The sequence below is a fragment of the Phyllobacterium sp. RCAM01083 genome, assembly GCF_055685835.1.
In genome coordinates, this window is sequence record NZ_JBVFZN010000005.1 from 3,459,395 (window position 1) to 3,476,879 (window position 17,485).

17 protein-coding genes are annotated in these 17,485 nt (G+C 61.5%); 6 read left to right on the forward strand and 11 right to left on the reverse strand.

What is annotated here, in order from left to right:
* Positions 1 to 137: 137 nt before the first annotated feature.
* Positions 138 to 752 (reverse strand): methionine biosynthesis protein MetW, encoded by a 615-nt coding sequence (gene metW / locus ACZ25R_RS23810; RefSeq protein ID WP_223613559.1) that lies wholly within the window; start codon positions 750 to 752, stop codon positions 138 to 140.
* Complete coding sequence (metX, locus tag ACZ25R_RS23815; RefSeq protein WP_464661535.1) at positions 749 to 1,936, reverse strand: homoserine O-acetyltransferase MetX; 1,188 nt, start codon at positions 1,934 to 1,936, stop codon at positions 749 to 751. Before metX ends, metW begins: the two co-directional genes overlap by 4 nt.
* A 192-nt stretch (positions 1,937 to 2,128) precedes the next feature.
* Between metX and hisC the strand changes: the two genes are divergently transcribed.
* Both hisC and ACZ25R_RS23825 read left to right on the forward strand, forming a co-directional pair.
* Positions 2,129 to 3,235, forward strand: coding sequence for a histidinol-phosphate transaminase (gene hisC, locus ACZ25R_RS23820; protein WP_472462411.1), 1,107 nt, complete (start codon positions 2,129 to 2,131; stop codon positions 3,233 to 3,235).
* A 3-nt stretch (positions 3,236 to 3,238) separates the two neighbouring features.
* On the forward strand, positions 3,239 to 4,171 hold the full coding sequence (locus tag ACZ25R_RS23825) for a prephenate/arogenate dehydrogenase family protein (RefSeq protein ID WP_472462412.1): 933 nt from the start codon (positions 3,239 to 3,241) through the stop codon (positions 4,169 to 4,171).
* A 26-nt stretch (positions 4,172 to 4,197) separates the two neighbouring features.
* Here ACZ25R_RS23825 and ACZ25R_RS23830 read toward each other — a convergent pair whose 3' ends face one another.
* Positions 4,198 to 5,217 carry a DUF2125 domain-containing protein gene (locus ACZ25R_RS23830; RefSeq protein WP_472462413.1) on the reverse strand — a complete coding sequence of 340 codons (1,020 nt, stop codon included), beginning with the start codon at positions 5,215 to 5,217 and terminating at the stop codon, positions 4,198 to 4,200.
* 64 nt (positions 5,218 to 5,281) lie between these two features.
* Between ACZ25R_RS23830 and ACZ25R_RS23835 the strand changes: the two genes are divergently transcribed.
* On the forward strand, positions 5,282 to 5,809 hold the full coding sequence (locus ACZ25R_RS23835) for a gamma-glutamylcyclotransferase (protein WP_472462414.1): 528 nt from the start codon (positions 5,282 to 5,284) through the stop codon (positions 5,807 to 5,809).
* 190 nt (positions 5,810 to 5,999) lie between these two features.
* Here the strand turns inward: ACZ25R_RS23835 and ACZ25R_RS23840 are convergent, their stop codons facing one another.
* From ACZ25R_RS23840 to ftsE, 4 genes are all read right to left on the reverse strand, one after another.
* Positions 6,000 to 6,785 carry a lysophospholipid acyltransferase family protein gene (locus tag ACZ25R_RS23840; protein ID WP_346305833.1) on the reverse strand — a complete coding sequence of 262 codons (786 nt, stop codon included), beginning with the start codon at positions 6,783 to 6,785 and terminating at the stop codon, positions 6,000 to 6,002.
* A gap of 68 nt (positions 6,786 to 6,853) precedes the next feature.
* Positions 6,854 to 7,567 carry a YdcF family protein gene (locus ACZ25R_RS23845; RefSeq protein WP_426136453.1) on the reverse strand — a complete coding sequence of 238 codons (714 nt, stop codon included), beginning with the start codon at positions 7,565 to 7,567 and terminating at the stop codon, positions 6,854 to 6,856.
* A gap of 107 nt (positions 7,568 to 7,674) precedes the next feature.
* Complete coding sequence (locus tag ACZ25R_RS23850; RefSeq protein WP_464661530.1) at positions 7,675 to 8,673, reverse strand: cell division protein FtsX; 999 nt, start codon at positions 8,671 to 8,673, stop codon at positions 7,675 to 7,677.
* Positions 8,666 to 9,289 (reverse strand): cell division ATP-binding protein FtsE, encoded by a 624-nt coding sequence (gene ftsE / locus ACZ25R_RS23855; RefSeq protein ID WP_245421113.1) that lies wholly within the window; start codon positions 9,287 to 9,289, stop codon positions 8,666 to 8,668. Before ftsE ends, ACZ25R_RS23850 begins: the two co-directional genes overlap by 8 nt.
* A gap of 362 nt (positions 9,290 to 9,651) precedes the next feature.
* Here ftsE and ACZ25R_RS23860 point away from each other — a divergent pair, with 362 nt between their 5' ends.
* Both ACZ25R_RS23860 and hpt read left to right on the forward strand, forming a co-directional pair.
* The gene (locus ACZ25R_RS23860; RefSeq protein WP_472462415.1) at positions 9,652 to 9,846 is read left to right on the forward strand and encodes a hypothetical protein; all 195 of its coding nucleotides are present in this window, start codon (positions 9,652 to 9,654) and stop codon (positions 9,844 to 9,846) included.
* Between the two features lie 125 nt (positions 9,847 to 9,971).
* The gene (hpt, locus tag ACZ25R_RS23865) at positions 9,972 to 10,508 is read left to right on the forward strand and encodes a hypoxanthine phosphoribosyltransferase (protein ID WP_472462416.1); all 537 of its coding nucleotides are present in this window, start codon (positions 9,972 to 9,974) and stop codon (positions 10,506 to 10,508) included.
* A 64-nt stretch (positions 10,509 to 10,572) separates the two neighbouring features.
* Here hpt and ACZ25R_RS23870 read toward each other — a convergent pair whose 3' ends face one another.
* The 4 genes from ACZ25R_RS23870 to argH form a co-directional block, all read right to left on the reverse strand.
* Positions 10,573 to 13,122, reverse strand: a complete 2,550-nt coding sequence (locus tag ACZ25R_RS23870) for a TIGR02302 family protein (RefSeq protein WP_472462417.1) — start codon at positions 13,120 to 13,122, stop codon at positions 10,573 to 10,575.
* 129 nt (positions 13,123 to 13,251) lie between these two features.
* Positions 13,252 to 14,517: a diaminopimelate decarboxylase gene (lysA, locus tag ACZ25R_RS23875; RefSeq protein WP_288193536.1), complete on the reverse strand. Its 1,266-nt coding sequence runs from the start codon at positions 14,515 to 14,517 to the stop codon at positions 13,252 to 13,254.
* An 11-nt stretch (positions 14,518 to 14,528) separates the two neighbouring features.
* Positions 14,529 to 14,717, reverse strand: a complete 189-nt coding sequence (lptM, locus tag ACZ25R_RS23880; protein ID WP_223613547.1) for an LPS translocon maturation chaperone LptM — start codon at positions 14,715 to 14,717, stop codon at positions 14,529 to 14,531.
* A 79-nt stretch (positions 14,718 to 14,796) separates the two neighbouring features.
* A complete protein-coding gene (gene argH, locus ACZ25R_RS23885) occupies positions 14,797 to 16,197 on the reverse strand; it encodes an argininosuccinate lyase (RefSeq protein ID WP_472462418.1) in 1,401 nt (466 codons plus the stop codon).
* A 46-nt stretch (positions 16,198 to 16,243) separates the two neighbouring features.
* Here argH and tlpA point away from each other — a divergent pair, with 46 nt between their 5' ends.
* Entirely contained in the window at positions 16,244 to 16,924 is a 681-nt protein-coding gene (gene tlpA / locus ACZ25R_RS23890) for a thiol:disulfide interchange protein TlpA (protein WP_223613545.1), read from the forward strand.
* The last annotated feature ends 561 nt before the right edge of the window (positions 16,925 to 17,485 follow it).

Consider the following 17,485-nt stretch of genomic DNA (forward strand, 5'->3'; position numbering starts at 1 on the left):
CAAGCTCACCATGAGGGACGTTGTTGATGACGAAGCCAGTCGGATATGTCGCAGAATATGACTCCCTGCAATCCACTCCCTCCCTCATGGTGAGCTTGTCGAACCACGCACTGTCTAACCATCTGCAATGAGAGGGTTCAGCGCCGCAGCAGGAACACCGCCTGCTGGCCGAAGAGGTTCCAGAAACCCCAGGGCATGTTGAAGCCGATTCTCTGGCCGAAGGCATTGAGCGCCACTGCCGTTTCCACCTGCGCGCCGATTTCCCTGGTCATGTCGACGAAGTCGTTGATGGTGCAGAAATGGATGTTGGGCGTATCGTACCAGCTGTAGGGCAGCTCTTCCGTCACCGGCATGCGGCCGTTGACGAGCAGCGAGGCGCGCATGCGCCAATGGCCGAAATTCGGGAAGGAGACGATGGCCTTCTCGCCGATGCGCAGCAGTTCGGTCAGGACATTCTTCGGGTTGCGCGTCGCCTGCAATGTCTGCGACAGGATCACATAGTCAAAACCCGCATCGGGATAGTATTTCAGGTCGCTGTCCGCATCGCCCTGGATGACCGAGAGACCGCGCGCCACGGATTCGTTGACGCCCTTCTGCGACAGCTCGACGCCGCGTCCGTCGACATTCTTGGTGTTCTGCAGGAGTTCCAGCAGTTCGCCGTCGCCGCAGCCGACGTCGAGCACCCGCGCACCGGGGTTGACCAGCGAGGCGATGACGTCGAAGTCGACGCGCGAAGTGGTGTTCACGCTCATGGCTGCAGGAGCCCCCTGGCACGCGCGGCGGAGCGGATGAAACCGTTGATGGCCGAGAACATTTCCGGCTCGTCGAGCAGGAAGGCGTCATGGCCGCGGTCCGTTTCGATCTCGACGAAGGAGACGGAAGCGCCGGCGGCATTCAGCGCATGGGCAACGGTGCGGCTTTCACTGGTTGGAAACAGCCAGTCGCTGGTGAAGGAGACGATGCAGAACCGTGTCTTCGATCCGGCGAAGGCATCGGCCAGCCGCCCCTCATGCTCCGCCGCCAGATCGAAATAATCCATGGCGCGGGTCATGTAGAGATAGGAGTTGGGGTCGAAGCGCTCGACGAACGACATGCCCTGATGGCGCAGGTAGCTTTCGATCTGGAAATCCGCGTCGAAGCCGAAGGTCACGTTCTGCCGGTCCTGCAGGTTGCGTCCGAATTTGCGGTGCAGGGCGGTTTCCGAGAGATAGGTGATATGCGCCGCCATGCGGGCCACGGACAGGCCCTTGCGCGGAATGGTACCTTCTTCCAGATAACGACCTTCCCGCCACTCCGGGTCCGCCATGACGGCCTGACGGCCCACTTCATGGAAGGCGATGTTCTGCGAGGAGTGGCGCGCGCCCGTGGCAATGGCGACGGCGGCAAAAACCCGGTCGGAATGGCTCGATGCCCATTCCAGAACCTGCATGCCGCCCATGGAGCCGCCGACCACGGCAAAAAGCTGTTTGATGCCGAAATGATCGACCAGCATGGCCTGCGCCCGCACCATGTCGGCGATGGTGATGATCGACAGGTCGAGCGCGTAGGGTTTGCCGGTTTCGGGATTGATCGAAGCCGGGCCGGTCGAACCGAGGCAGCCGCCGAGCACATTGGAGCACAGAACGAAGAAGCGGTCCGTATCGATGGGCTTGCCCGGGCCAACGAGGGTTTCCCACCAGCCGTTCTTGCCGGTCACGGGATGGACGTTGGCAACGTGCTGGTCGCCGGTCAGCGCATGGCAGATCAGGATGGCGTTGGACTTGTCGGCATTGAGCGTGCCGTAGCTCTGATAGGCGATGCGGAACGGGGAAAGCACGACGCCGCTGTCGAGATGCAACGGCTTGTCGGCGCCAAACTCCACCACGGGGCTGTGGGGATTTGTCGCTTCCTGGCTTCTCTGATCGGGACTGGCGGACGGGCTGCTGAATTTCGTCATTTTCGCGCGATTTTAGCTTTGTGGGCGGTAGCTATGGTCGCGCAACCGGCAAAGTCAATGGTTTCTTTGATTTTCCGGACTTGGCGCCGCAAGTTTGGCTCGACATCGCGCCTGTTGGCGGCTATGCCCCGTGGCTTGAGCCATTGCCTGCGATGACCATCGATTTCAACGATGTTACGGATCTTGTGAATCATGACAACGACATTGAAAGACACGCGCCCCACACCCAAACCCGGTGTTCTCGACATTGCCGCCTACGTCCCCGGCAAGGAATCGGCCCCCGGCGTTGCCAAGGTCTACAAGCTCTCTTCGAATGAAACCCCTCTGGGCGCGAGCAAGCACGCGACCGAGGCCTATCACGCCGCATCCGCGCGCCTCGAAATCTATCCCGACGGCCAGGCCACCCAGCTCAAGCAGGCGATTGCCGACGTGCATGGGCTGAATGCCGACAACCTGCTGTGCGGCAACGGCTCAGATGAACTGCTCGGCCTGTTGTGCCAGACTTACCTCTCGCCCGGCGATGAGGCTGTTTACACCGAGCACGGTTTCATGGTGTACAAGATCTACATCATGGCAGCCGGTGCGACGCCTGTCGTGGCCAGGGAAAAGAATGAGCAGGCGCACGTCGATGCCATTCTCGCCGTTGTCACGCCGCAGACCAAGATCGTGTTCCTGGCCAACCCGAACAATCCGACCGGCACCTACATTCCCTTCGAGGAAGTGCGCCGCCTGCATGCGGGTCTGCCGAAGAACGTCCTGCTTGTTCTCGATGCGGCCTATGCGGAATATGTGCGCCGCAACGATTACGAAGCGGGTATCGAGCTCGTCTCGTCGTTCGAGAACGTCGTGATGACCCGTACCTTCTCGAAAATCCATGGCCTTGCCGCCCTGCGGATCGGCTGGATGTTCGCGCCGGCGCATGTCATCGACGCGGTCAACCGCATCCGCGGGCCGTTCAACCTGAATTCCGCCGCCATTGCGGCCGGTGCTGCCGCTGTCCGCGACCGTGCGCATGTCGACAAGGCTGTCGCCTTCAACGATACATGGCTGCCATGGCTGACCGAACAGCTGTCGGGGCTGGGCCTGCGCGTCACGCCGTCGGTCGGCAATTTCCTGCTCGTGCATTTCCCGGATGATGCGGCGAAATCGGCCGACAAGGCAGACGCCTATCTGACCAGCAGGGGCTATATTTTGCGCCGTGTTGCGGGCTACGGATTCCCCAACGCGTTGCGCCTTACCATTGGATCCGAGGAAGCCAATCGCGGCGTAGTCGCTGCACTCTCCGAATTCTTGAAGTAAACAATGTCCAAAATCCATTTCGAAACCATTGCGCTGATCGGCATTGGCCTGATCGGTTCGTCGCTGGCGCGCGTCATCAAACGCGAGGGCCTGGCAGATCACATCGTCATCTCGACCCGCAGCGAAAGCACGCTGCAGCGCGCCGAAGCGCTGGGTCTGGGCGACAGCTATGTCCTCGACAGTGCGCAAGCGGTCAAAAACGCCGATCTGGTCATCATTTCCGTGCCCGTCGGCTCGTCCGGCGATGTTGCCCGGCACATTGCCGGATCGCTGAAGGCCGGCGCCATCGTCACCGATGTCGGCTCGACCAAGGGATCGGTCATCGCGCAGATGCAGCCGGAACTGCCGGCCCATGTGCATTTCATCCCCGGCCATCCGCTCGCCGGTACGGAATATTCCGGGCCCGATGCGGGGTTCGCCGAGCTCTTTGCCAACCGCTGGTGCATCCTGACGCCGCTGGAAGGCACCGATCCGGTTGCCCTCGACCGGCTGACAAAATTCTGGGAAGCCTGCGGCTCGCGGCTCGATACGATGGACCCGGTGCATCATGACCGGGTGCTGGCCATCGTCTCGCACCTGCCGCACATCATCGCCTACAACATCGTCGGCACGGCGAGCGACCTGGAAGAAGTGACCAATTCGGAAGTGATCAAATACTCCGCCTCCGGTTTTCGCGATTTCACCCGTCTTGCCGCGTCGGATCCGACCATGTGGCGTGACGTGTGCCTGCACAACAAGGATGCGATCCTTGAAATGCTGGCGCGGTTTTCCGAGGATCTCGCCTCGCTGCAGCGGTCAATCCGCTGGGGCGATGGCGATGCGCTGTTCGATCTCTTCACCCGCACCCGTGCCGTCCGGCGCGGCATCATCGATGCGGGTCAGGAAGTGGACGCCCCCGATTTCGGACGCCAGAAGGCGGGTGCCAAGAGCGCCTGACCGCACTGTACTGGCTATACTTGCCCTCACAGCGAGGGCAGGCGGCCGATGCTGATGAAGCCGACCGACATCTTGCCGTTCTTGACCGAGACGGGAAGTGTCGGCGCGCCGCTGGCATCCTTCGGCACGAAGGCCATGGCCTGCAGCACGGATGAAATGATCTTGTCCTGACCGGGGAAGATGCTCTTTGCCGTATTGGCAACGCTTTCCGGGTTGCGCAGGGTGATCTTGAAGTCGCCGCTGATGCGTCCGTCGTCCGCCACGGAGAAGGGCCCGGATATGGCGATGCCGCTGCCGTCGGGCAGGGCCAGGTCCACGCTGCGCAACAGGCCGGACTGTCCGCGCAGGATGCTCAGATCACGTTCCGTCTTGCCGATCAGGGCAAAGCCGTTTGCCATCTGGATATCGGCGGCGCCGGTCAGTTCGGGCAGCGGCTTGTCGTAGACCGTGTTGTCGGCAACCTTCAGGCTGCTGAAGGACAGGGCGATATCCATGACCGGCTCCATGGCGCGGAAATGCAGCTGGCCGTCCTTCAGGGTGGCAAACGGCGTGCCGGCACCCGACGGGTTGTGCTGGGTGACGACGATATTGCGGCCCTGCACCGACAGGCGTTGCGGAATGGGCTTGTCCAGCCGCACGCTGGATTTCAAATTGTCCCAGTTCAGGTCCAGCGGTGGCATGCCGGGAGCGCTGACGGCAGCCGGGCCGTCGATCTCGCTGACGATGTGGAAGGGTGCATAGACCTGCGCGGCGGAGCGGAAGGCACCGGCACTGACGGAAACATTTTTCGCCTGGTCGACCCATGACACCTTGGAGCAGTTGAGGCCGAGGCGGAACGGATAGCCGCTGGCCGCCGCATTGTCGCAGGCGGCGTTGATGCCCTTGGCCTGCAGCCCGGCGATATTGGCGGCAACCCGTGTTTCCAGCATGTTGGCCACGTAGTACCACCCGCCCGTATAGAGCAGGCCGACGAGGACGATACCTGCGGCCAGGAAGCGGATACGCCGTCCGGCATTGTAGGGTTTGTCGGCAGTGCTTGACGTCATGGTCCGGGTCTCGCTATCGGTCAGGGAAGAAGCTTCGCAATGAAGTACAGCTATCAGGACGGATATGGGCGATTTTTGGGTCTTTGGCTACGGTTCTCTGATGTGGAAGCCAGGCTTTGCACATGTTGAAACCATGCATGCGCGCCTGCACGGCTACCGGCGGGCGCTGTGCGTGCATTCCTACGTGCACCGCGGCACGCCGGAACGGCCGGGGCTTGTGCTCGGTCTCGATCATGGCGGTTCCTGCCTCGGCCTGGCCTTCCGGGTTCCCGGCGAGCTCGAAGACGAGGTCGTCGCCTATCTGCGCGAGCGGGAACTGGTCACCAATGTCTATCTGGAAAAACGGTTGGCCGTCCGTCTGAGGGATGGCCGCAGGGTCGAGGCGCTGACCTATGTGGTCGACCGCAGGCATGTGCAGTATGCGGGGGCGCTGACGGTTGAACAGGCCGCCGCCACGGTGCGCGGCTCGGTCGGCCAGTCCGGCCGCAACGAGGATTACGTGCACAATACGCTGGAGCACATGCGCAAGATGAATATCCGCGACCACTGGTTTGAAACCCTGGTCGCCGCCATCGACCGCAACTCCGGCTAGGGATCAGGTTGTAATTTTACCAGTTGCAGCAGCTGCCGTGCGTGGTTCGACAAGCTCACCATGAGGGAGGTGGTTTAGCTGCATTGCTATAATCACAAGCGTTGCAGAATGCAGCTCTCTGCAACCCTCACCCTCCCTCATGGTGAGCTTGTCGAACCACGCACCATGGGTGTTGCGGACCCCGGAAATCTCAGACCGTTACCCCGAGCTCCTTCAGCCGCTGCACTGCCGTCGGCGGCAGGGGCGGCGGGTTTTCGGAGCGCGCCGCCTCGATCAGCAGTTCATCACACGCGGCTTCCGTCACTTCCTGCAATTTTTTCAGGAAACTCTCGGCGTCGAGGCCCGGCTGGATCGGCGGCAGGATGCGGCAGCGGATCGTGCCGGGAAAGCGGCGGAACTTGCGGCGCGGCCAGTACAGACCGGCGACATGGGCGATCGGCAGGACCGGCACGCCAAGCTCGGTATAGATATGCGCCACGCCGTATTTGTAGGCGGGCGGTGCACCCGGTGCGGTGCGGGTGCCTTCCGGATAGATCATCAGCTGGCGGCCCTGGGAAACGGCGTCCCGCGCCCCCCGGATCGCCGTCTTCATGGCGACCGAGCGTTTGCCCCGGTCGATCGGCACCATCTTCATCTTGAGGATGTACCAGCCGAACAGGGGAATCCACATCAGCTCGCGTTTGAGAATATAGACGGGATCGGCGATCTGCGGCAGGAAGGCATAGGCATCCCAGAAGGATTGATGTTTGGGCGCGCAGATGTAGGGACCATCGGGTATGTTCTCGATACCCTCGATCACGTGATCCGTGCCGGCCAGAACCTTCTGCAACCAATGGTTGGACCTTGCCCAGTTCTTCGGCACACTCCAGGCATTCCTGCGGGAGCTGAGGAAGTAATAGGGCGTGAAGATGATCATCTGGATGATCAGGTTGAGATAGAAGGCGATATTGAAGACAATTGATCGGATGATCGTCATCGGGGTCCCGGTCATGGCGGTTGGTCAGGCCTTCGTTATACCAACTTGCCCGCGCCGTGAACTCCCAATCAGCCGCCCCTGATCCATCGAACGAAGGTTTGTGTCCCCGCCGACAGGCTGTCGGGCAGCGCTGAGCGTATGACAGCGCCGAGATATTTCACATATTCGACGACAAGCACGCGCACCACCTGACCGCGGGCCAGCCAGTCGCCATTGCGCAGATCACTGTTGACGATGGGGTAGGGGATGAACTCGATCTCCTGCGAGGCGCGCCGCAGCTCCACCAGTGTCCGGGGCATGTGGTAATTGTTGGTGACGACGATGATGCGCGTGTAATGGTTGGCCTTGGCCCACTTGATGCTTTCGGAGGCATTGCCGATGGTGTCGAGCGCCGAGCGGTCGATGTCGACACAGCATTCAAACAGCGTGGCATCGCCGCGCGTTACCCGCTGCAGCTCGCCGCGCTTGGTCGAAGGATGGACCCCGCTGATGAAAAGCCGCTTGCCACGCTTGTTCTTGAGCAGGTCAAGCGCGCCTTCAATGCGCGAATAGCCGCCCGTCAGGACAACGATGCCATCAGCCGGTTCAACCAGTTCAGGCGTCTGCATGGTGCTGACATGGTCGCTGAAGACAATGAACCCGCCAAGGAACAGGCCGAGCGCCAGAACGCCGAGCAGGAAAAACGGGCGGGCAACACGCTTGCGCAATGCAGACGCAAGTCCGCGCGGGCGGGCTTCGGCGCCTGCCGGCGGTTGGTTGCTGCTGTCGTCCGTGCCGTCCATTTTCTGATCACGCGTTGCCTTGTTCGAGAGTCGTGCCACCGGGAGTGTATAAGCCTTGCCGGCAAACCTCCCATGAATTTTATGTCGTCAAATTGAATCGAAATCGCTCAGGTATCGTGACTGTCGCCTGCGCGCCCGTCGACCTGGCGTAAATGCGCTATGACTGTCATTCGTGTTGTAATCATGGTCAAAACACTGACTGCGAGAATGATCAGCACGACGCCGGTATAGCCGCCTGACCCGATGGAAAAATTGCCGAACAGGGCTGTGGCCTGATCGGCTTCCGGCGTTGCCAGATTGCGGGACGACCACCAGCCGATGAGCAGAAAGATCAGGATGGCCAGCGCGCCGCCGCATAATGCGCCTTTCAGGGCGGTCCAGAAAAAGTGCCGCTCGAACTGCCGGGCGACGAATTTCTGTTCCGCGCCGATAAAATGCAGCACTTCGATGATGTGACCATTACCGGCCATGGCGCCGCGCGTGGCAAAAATCACCGTGAGAACCGTGGCGGCGATGACCAGCCCGAGCACCGTCATGCCGATCAGCACGGTGGAACGGGCCATGGACACGAGCCGGTCGACCCAGGTGCGGTGATCGTCGAAACTGGCACCCGGGATGTTCTTTACGAGTTCGCTGCGCAGCAAGGCGAAATCCGGCGGGGAGGCCTCGTCGAGCGTAACCACGACCAGCCGCGGAACGGGCAAATCATCGATGTTGAGCCCGGTGCCGAGCCATGGCTCCAGCAGACGGGCCGTGGCCGCCCGGTCGATGACGCGGGTGGATTTGACCCCGGAAAAGCCTTGTGCAAGCTTGCCGGCCTGAACCAGCAGGGCTTCCATGTCCTGGCCCTCGACCGGACGGATCTGGATGGTGGCTTCGGTCGAAATCTGGCTCTGCCATGTCGCCGCGGTCGACTGGACGAGACTGACCGCCCCGATGGTCAGGCAGGCGAGGAACGTCATGATGGCGATCACGATCATCAGGGCATGGCCGACGACATTGCCGGCGGGCACGATGGGCGCCTGGCCGTTCTTGCCGCGCACAAGCTGGATGGCGCGACTAGTCAGATCTGCGGCCAGCTCCCTGAGGCGGGCGGCGTCAATCATAGATATCGAGCCTCCCCTGATCGAGAATCATGCGGCGCGCATTGACCTGATCCATCAGGGTAAGATCGTGGGTGGCGATGACCACGGCGGTACCGGAACGGTTCAGCTCGCCGAACAGGCGCAGCAAGCGCCGGGCAAGGGGCGGATCGACATTGCCGGTCGGCTCGTCGGCCAGCAGGATTTCCGGCTGGTCGATCAGGGCGCGGGCAATCGCGGCACGCTGCTTCTCGCCGCCTGACAGCACCGGCGGCAGCACGTGCATGCGTTCGCCCAGCCCAACCCAGTGCAGCAATTCCTCGACTTCCGCGCGATAGGTGGCTTCCTCCTTGCCGCGCACCCGCAGCGGCAGGGCGACATTCTGGTAGGTTGTCATGTGATCAAGCAGCCGGAAATCCTGGAACACCACGCCGATACGGCGGCGCAACAAAGGCATTTCCTTGGAGGAGATGGTCGCGATGTCCTTGCCGAAGACGGTGATGAGACCGCGCGTCGGCTTCAGCGTCATGAACAGCAGGCGCAGCAGCGATGTCTTGCCCGCGCCCGACGGGCCGGTCAAAAACTGAAACGAGCGGGGTGAAATATGGAGGCTGACGTCACGCAGAACCTCCGGGCCCATCCCGTATCGCAAACCGACATTCTCAAAACGAATCAAGCTGACTTTCCAAGTTTCTTGTCCACGCGTGTTTTATTCAGCGCGGACGGATTTGACCACCCATCAATCGCTGCATCCGTTCGGCGAAACATTAATTATTGGGCGATAGGCTGCCACAATGATTCGGAGGATCATGACTGCAACATGGCAGAACGACCGGAAAACACGTGATTGCACGGTTTAAAACGATGAGCGGCGAAACTGTTTCGCATATTGTCCCGGCGCTCCACTTCGACAAGGGCGGGGCGGAAGACGCAATCTATGAATCCATGTCACCTCCTTCCTCCCGGCAAAGCCTGACCCCACACTTCCCCGTAAACGCACGCATGACAATTCTCCAAAAGTCGCAGGAGGCGCAGGGGCGCATGCCCGGCTTCGCCTATTGGCTGCTGGTGCTCCTGGTTGCGGCGTCGACGTTCTGGATCTGCGGCGGGCATGTGCTTTTCAGCCAGCGGCATGCCGCCGGTCCCCACATGCCGGGCACGAGCGTGTCCGCGCCCGCAGGCAACACGATCCGTTGACCGGCGCCGATTGACCGGTCGGGAAAACGCTGAGGTTTTGCTTTTCCGGCCGATATCGGGCTATAGAGCCTTTCAAACAGGAAAGGCTCAGGAGCCTTGCTTATCGGAAAATCAGGAAGAGTTGCATGCCGAAAGTTGGCGATAAGAATATCGATGTTCTGTTCAGCGCGCAGGAGATCGCCACGCGCAATCTGGAACTGGCGCAGGACATTGTGGCAAAACGGTTTGACAACCTGCTGGTGATCTCGATCCTCAAGGGATCGTTCATCTTCGCGGCGGACCTGATCCGCGCCATGCACGACGCGGGCGCCGAGCCTGATGTCGAGTTCATCACCGTGTCCAGCTATGGCAAGGGCACCGAGAGCAAGGAAGTGCGGCTGCTGCGCGACATCGACAGCGATGTGCACGGCCGCGACGTGCTGTTGATCGACGATATCCTGGAATCGGGCAGGACGCTGAAATTCACCCGCGAACTGATGCTGGAGCGCGGCGCGCGCAGCGTCTCCATCGCCGTATTGCTGGACAAGAGCGTGAAGCGGAAAACCGATATCGAGGCGGATTTCAAGGGCTTCGAATGCCCCGACTATTTCGTCGTCGGCTATGGCATGGATGTCGGGCATTCCTTCCGGCAGCTGCCCTATGTCGGTGTCGTCCGGGACTGAGGCCCTAGCGGAACGAATTTCACATCACGCGCAGCATGCGAATGTCAGAATCGGGCCACTAGCCTCAGTTGAATTTCAGCAGGCGTTCCAGATAATCCTTTTCCATCTGCGGGCTCAGCGCATTGCCGAGCCGTTCGCGGATGGCATCGAGGATTTGCCGGGCGCGCTGGATATCGGCCTGCCCCGGCAGCATGTTCCGGTCCGGCCCGAAATCGGTGCCGCTGTTGGATTTGGACGGCCGTCCCAGGGGGTCGCGGTCACTCTGCTGCGGACCGCCCGGCTTGCCCGCCCGGCCCATGGCCTGCATCTGCTTCATCATGTCCTGTCCGCCCTTGCGCAGGGAATCCAGCGCATTGCTCTGCTGGTCGAGCGCTTGTCCGCCATCAGCCTCCCCGAGGGATTTCTGGGCATCTCCCATGGATTTTCCGGCGTCGCCGAAATCCTTGTTGGGCGTAACGCCCTGGCCGTTCAGATCGTCCATCAGCTGCTGCAGGTCGGATTGCAGCTTGCCCTGGCCGTCCTGCAGACCCTTCAGCGCCTTGGCGATATCTTCCTCTGACATCTGGCCCTGCTGGCCGTCCTGTCCCATCTGGCCGCCGAACTGGCCATTGTCCTGCATCATGCCATTCTGGCGCTGCTGTTCCAGCCTGTGGGTCTCGTTCATCATTTTCTGCTGGCGCCGCATCAGGTCGCCGAGCTTGTCCATCTGCTGTTTCATCTGGTCGCCCTGGCCGTTCTTGCCCTGGGCCTGGCGCATCTGCAGATTGTTCAGCATGTCGTTGAGCTGCGAGAGCAACTGCTGGGCCTGCTCCTTCGAGCCCTGCTTGGCCAGTTCCTCGATCTGCTTGAGGATGCGGTCGATATCCTCCTGCCGCAATTCGCGGGCGTTGGGATCGGGCGTCTGCGCCATATTGGGATTGCGCTGGGCCTGCTGGGCAAGCTCGCGCATATATTTGTTCATGGCCTTGCGCAGGTCGGCCATGCGCTTGTCGATTTCTTCGGGGCTGGCATTCTGCTCGATCGCCTGCCGCAGCGCCTCCTGGGCTTCGCGCAGGCTGCGCTCGGCGTCGGACAGGGCGCCGTCTTCGATGCCACGCGCCACCTGCCACATATAGGCGACGACATCGCGCAGCTGGTCATCGCTCCTGGCAAGGTTGAGCCGGGAACGGATGCTGCGCAGACCCAGATAACGGGCGGGATTCCGGATGGTCTCCTCCGGCCACAGGGTAATGGCATCCAGCATGTTCAGCACATCCGGCTTGGCATTGGCGTTCAGCGCCAGCATGCGCCGCTGCTCCACCACCGCGCGCGCCAGCGGATTGGCAAAGGGACGTTCCGGCATGACAAGGGTCTTGGTCTCGCTCCTGCCTTCCTGCCCGGCATCGTCAACCGCGACAAGCGTCATGCGGATTTCCGATCCGGCCCAGACATGTTCGGTCAGGTCCCGCGTCGTTTTGGTCTCGCCGCCGTCCGCGCCGCGCTTCGGCAGGCTGAGGGGGATTTCCGGGGCCTCGAACAGCGGCCTTGCATCCTTTGCCGGCGGCTGGATCTGCTCGACCTTCGCCTGCGCGCTGGCCGCACCGTAATCGTCCCTGATTTCATAGGTCAGTTCCATCGTGCCATTGACGGCGCTCGATGGTTCCCTGGTGAAGCGGATGGTGGGCGGCTGGTCCGGCAACACGGCAAAGGCCCATTCGGAATGCACGGTGCCACTGTCGATCAGCCCGACCGTGGCGCTGGTATCGAGGGTCAGTTCGAAATTGCGCGGCTGGTCTTTCGCGGGGGCAGCGTCGGCCGCCTTCGCGTCCTGCTTGACCGGAATGTCGGCGGGCTTGCCGTCCGGCAGGGTCTGCGTCACCCGTTCGGTTCCGGTGCCGCCGATGATGCGGATGGTCAACGTACTGTTCTGCGGGACGGTGAACTGTTTTTCCTGGTCATTGGCCGCCGAGGTGAGGAAGACCGGCGGGCGGCCCGTATAGCGCGGCGGGGTGACCCAGGCGTCGATGCGGGGCGGCAGCGCATTGCTGCTGCTGTGACTCTGGAATGCATCGCCGAGACGCCCGCCGAGTGGACTGCCGGAAAAGGCGAAGGCGATGACAAGAAGCAGCCCGATCACGGCCCGCAGGCCCCAGGGGTCGATTTCCGGGATGTTTGTCCGGGGCAGGCCGGTTTTCAGGCCTCTGATGCGTTCGGCCATGCGCTTGCGGTGCTCGTCCCACAGGGCCTGGGCAAAGGGATCGTCCGTGCTGGTCGCCAAGATTTCCGACTGGACGGCAATCGGCTGGTGATCGAGCGTGTTGACGTCTTCGATGCGGCGGCTGACATCGGCATGGTCCGGCAGGCGAAATCTCAGCAGGGTGTAGAGGCACACCGGAAGCGACAGAACAAACAGTGTCAGCAGGCCGAGACGGACGAGATCCGGCATCATGCGGAACAGGCCGAACCAGGCGACGATCACGAACAGTGCAGCGACAAGCAGCAGCGGCAGGACCCGCGGCCACAACCGCTCGAAGGCCAGGGTCAGCCACGCGGACAAGCGGAGCCGATCGATACTCTTGAAAATATCGAACCTGACCCTTTCAGCGTCCCGCCCATCGGGGTGTTGACCGGTCATCCCTGCTCCATCTCGTCACCCTGCGATTCCATCGTGACCGCATTGACGCTGGTCAAGAATACCACTCATCGTGGCAAAGGCGAGGCCTTGGCGCAAAAAGCCGTTCACCGTTCTGTGTGCCGGCTGGTTTCAGAGCCAGTCCGGTATGGAATCGAGACCGATGAGTTCCTCATAGGTCGTCCGCGGGCGCACCACATGGAAGCGGTCGCCGCTGACAAGCACTTCCGGCACCAGCAGGCGGGTGTTGTAGGTCCCCGACTGAACCGCGCCATAGGCACCGGCCGTGCCGATGGCTATCAGGTCGCCGGGGGCTGGACGCGGCAGGTCGCGGTCAAGACCGAGATAGTCGCCGGTTTCGCAGACCGGACCGACGACGTCGCCGCGAATGCGCGGATGCGAGGCGGATGGCTCCTTGACCGGACGGATCGTGTGGAACGCGTCATAGAGCGTCGGGCGGATGAGGTCATTCATCGCCGCGTCGACGATGATGAAATTGCGCGCGTCGCCTTCCTTGACGAAGATCACTTCGCTGACCAGGATGCCGGCATTGCCGACGATCAGGCGGCCCGGCTCGAAAATGGTCTTGAGCCCGAGCGGCTTGATATGCCGGGCGACGATGGCCGCATAGGCGTCGGGCAGGGGCGGCGGATTGTTGTCGAAATGGTAGGGAATGCCGAGGCCGCCGCCGAGATCGACATGCTTGATATCGTGGCCGTCGGCCTTGAGGTCGCCGACGAGCTGGGCAAGCAGGGCAAAGGCATCGTCAAACGGCTCCAGATCGGTGATCTGGCTGCCGATATGCATGTCGATGCCGGACACCTTCAGGCCGGGCAGCCGCGCCGCATGGGCGTAGACGGACCGTGCCTTGGCCAGCGGAATGCCGAACTTGTTCTCGGACTTGCCCGTGGAAATCTTCTTATGGGTCTTGGCATCGACATCGGGATTGATGCGCAGGGACACCGGCGCAATCTTGCCCGCCGCCACGGCGCGGCTGGACAGGAGTTCCAGCTCCGGCTCGGATTCAACATTGAAGCAATGAATGCCCGCTGCCAGTGCAAAGTCCATCTCGCCCGGCTTCTTGCCCACGCCGGAAAAGACGATTTTGCTTGCGGGAATTCCCGCGGCCAGGGCACGGCGCATCTCGCCTTCCGATACCACGTCGGCACCGGAGCCGAGACGCGCCAGGGTCTTCAGGACGGCCTGATTGGAATTGGCTTTCAAGGCGTAGCAGACCAGCGCATCCATTTCGGCAAAGGCCGCGGCAAAGACCTTGTAATGCCGTTCGATGGTGGCCGTCGAATAGCAGTAGAAGGGGGTGCCGACCGCGCTGGCGATATCGGGAATGCTGACGTCCTCGGCATGGAGAACGCCGTCCTTGTAATCGAAATGATTCACGAAAAATCTGCCTAGATGATGGAGTCGAGGAAAAAGCGCTTGTCTTGAACGGGTGGCCTGGCCGGTTTCGGCTCGCCCGGTGCCGGTGCGGTCACCGATGCGGGCGGCAATTCGAGCGGGCCCTTGCGGCCGCAGGCCGACACCGCGCTGACGATTGCAACCGCCATCAGAATTGTCGTGAGGTAAGAACGGCTTGTCATCGATTTAGATCCTGTCGTCCGAAAGTATGTTGTCCTGTCTAACGCATGGAGGAACGCTTTGCATCCCCCATCGTCGGACTTACGATTTCGTGATGCGTTTTTGCCAGAACCTGATCTGCTTGCGCACCTGCTCCGGCGCCGTGCCGCCATAGGATTTGCGGCTGCGCACGGATTTGTCCACGGTGAGGTAGCCGAACACGGCCTCGGTGATGCCGGGGTGAATGCCCTTGAGGTCATCCAGCGTCAGCTTGCCGAGTTCGCTCTTCTTCTCTTCCGCCAGCGCGACGGCGCGGCCGGTGACATGGTGGGCCTCGCGGAAGGGCAGGCCAAGCTCGCGCACCAGCCAGTCCGCCAGGTCGGTGGCAGTGGAATAGCCGGAACCGGCGGCCTTCTTCATGGCCGCGGTGTTGATCGTCATGTCGCCGACCATGCCGGTCATGGCGGCCAGGGCGAGTTCAAGGGTTTCGGCCGCATCGAACACGGCTTCCTTGTCTTCCTGCATGTCCTTCGAATAGGTCAGCGGCAGGCCCTTCATGACGGTCAGCAGGCCGACAAGCGAGCCGGTGATGCGGCCGGTCTTGGCGCGCACCAGCTCGGCGGCATCGGGGTTCTTCTTCTGCGGCATGATCGACGAGCCGGTGGAGAAGGAATCCGACAGGCGCACAAAGCCGAACTGCGGCGTCGACCAGATGACGATTTCCTCGGCCAGCCGGGAGAGATGCGTGGCGGCAATGGCGGCCATCGACAGGAATTCCAGGGCGTAGTCGCGGTCGGAGACGCTGTCGAGCGAGTTGCGGGTGGGTTCGCGGAAGCCGAGTTCCTTCGCCGTCATGTGCCGGTCGATGGGAAAGCCGGTTCCCGCCAGCGCGGCGGCGCCGAGCGGCGATTCATCCATGCGCTCGATGGCGTCCTTCACCCGGCTGAGGTCGCGGCCGAACATTTCCACATAGGCCATGCAGTGATGGCCGAAGGTGACGGGCTGCGCGGTCTGCAGATGGGTAAAGCCGGGCATGAGGGTTGCCGCGTGTTCCTCGGCGCGCTTCAGGAAAGCCTCGATCAGCATTTTCAGCGCGGTTGCCGTGCGCTGGAATTCTTCCTTGACCCACAGGCGGAAATCGACGGCAACCTGATCGTTGCGCGACCGCGCCGTGTGCAGGCGGCCGGCCGGTGCGCCGATCAGTTCGGCAAGGCGGGACTCGACATTCATGTGAATGTCTTCAAGTTTGCGTGAGAAAACGAACTTTCCGCTTTCGATCTCTGACAATATCGTGTTCAGGCCCTTTGCGATCTTGTCGTGGTCGTCCGCCGCGATTATGCCGGTTTTCGCAAGCATGGCAGCATGGGCAAGTGAACCGCGAATGTCCTGGGCATAGAGTTTCTGGTCAAACCCGATGGAAGCGTTGATTTCTTCCATGATGGCGGCCGGACCTGAGGCGAAACGGCCTCCCCACATTTCGTTGCTGTTTTTCTTGTCGGACATTGTAAGCCTTGGGTAAACCGGGGTGGATAGACGGAAAGTGTAAGATATGGACAACGGCAACGAAACACAGAAAACCACTTCAGGCGGCAGCAGGAAAATTATTGTTCTTGCCGCGCTCGCAGGCATAGTCGCCGGTGCGGTTGGGGTATACGTGATGGAGCGGCCTTCTGGCAATATTGTTGCCGGAACAAACACGACCGATCAATGCACCGCCAAGACCGATACGGCAAGGAAGATCGATGCCGCCGCCACGGGCGCTGTCGCGGCCATGCGCGGGGCCGAGAAGCCGCAATCCATGTCCGCACTGTCCTTCACCGGACCCGACGGCAAGCCGATGCGGTTGGCGGATTTCAAGGGCAAGACCGTTCTTGTCAATCTCTGGGCCACCTGGTGCGCGCCCTGCCGCGAAGAGATGCCAGCGCTCGATGCGCTGCAGACCAAGAAGGGCGGCGACAATTTTCAGGTCGTGACCATTAATATCGATACGGGCGACGACCAGAAGCCGAAAGGTTTCCTGGCTGATATCGGCGTGAAATCACTGGCGCTCTACCGCGATCCGACCATGGGCGTGTTCAATGAGCTCAAGCGCAAGAACCTGGCGTTCGGCCTGCCGGTGACGATGATCGTCGACAAGGAGGGCTGCCAGATTGCCGCCATGAACGGTCCGGCGCCGTGGGAAAGCGATGACGCCGTGCGTCTGATCGATGCGGCCATAGCGGCGCAGTGATTGCTTGCAATGTGGCGGGCCGTTGCCACGCCCGCTTTCGCGTCTGGCTGTTGAGAAGGTGGGAAAGACGGGCGGTCCATCGGGAGCGCTGAAGTCTTTGGTTGGTGTTGCGGTTGTTGCGATCCCTTGGACCACCCGCCCCGGCAAACGGCCTTGCCCAACATCGCATGATTGGACTGAACCTCCCCGGCCTAGGGGTTCTCCCACAGGCCGAAGCGCCGATCCTTTCCCGACTTTCGAAAGTTTCCGGAAGCATTCCCGCCGGAAAGGACGAGGGGTAGGATAAGGGATGTTTTGGTGTGTTGGATAAGTCGGCAAGATTTTTTTGAATAGGTGGATGGAAGAGCCATTTCTGCGTGGTTCGACAAGCTCACCATGAGGGCGATGGAGGATTGCAGGGGGCCAATTTCTGCTAGATTGCCGCAAACTGCATGTTCCGACTAGCTTTGCAGCCAGCCCCTCTCCCTCATGGTGAGCTTGTCGAACCACGCACCATGCATGTGCAAAAAACCCGCCGGGATTTTCATCCGCGGCGGGTTCATTGTTCATTCAATCCGAAGA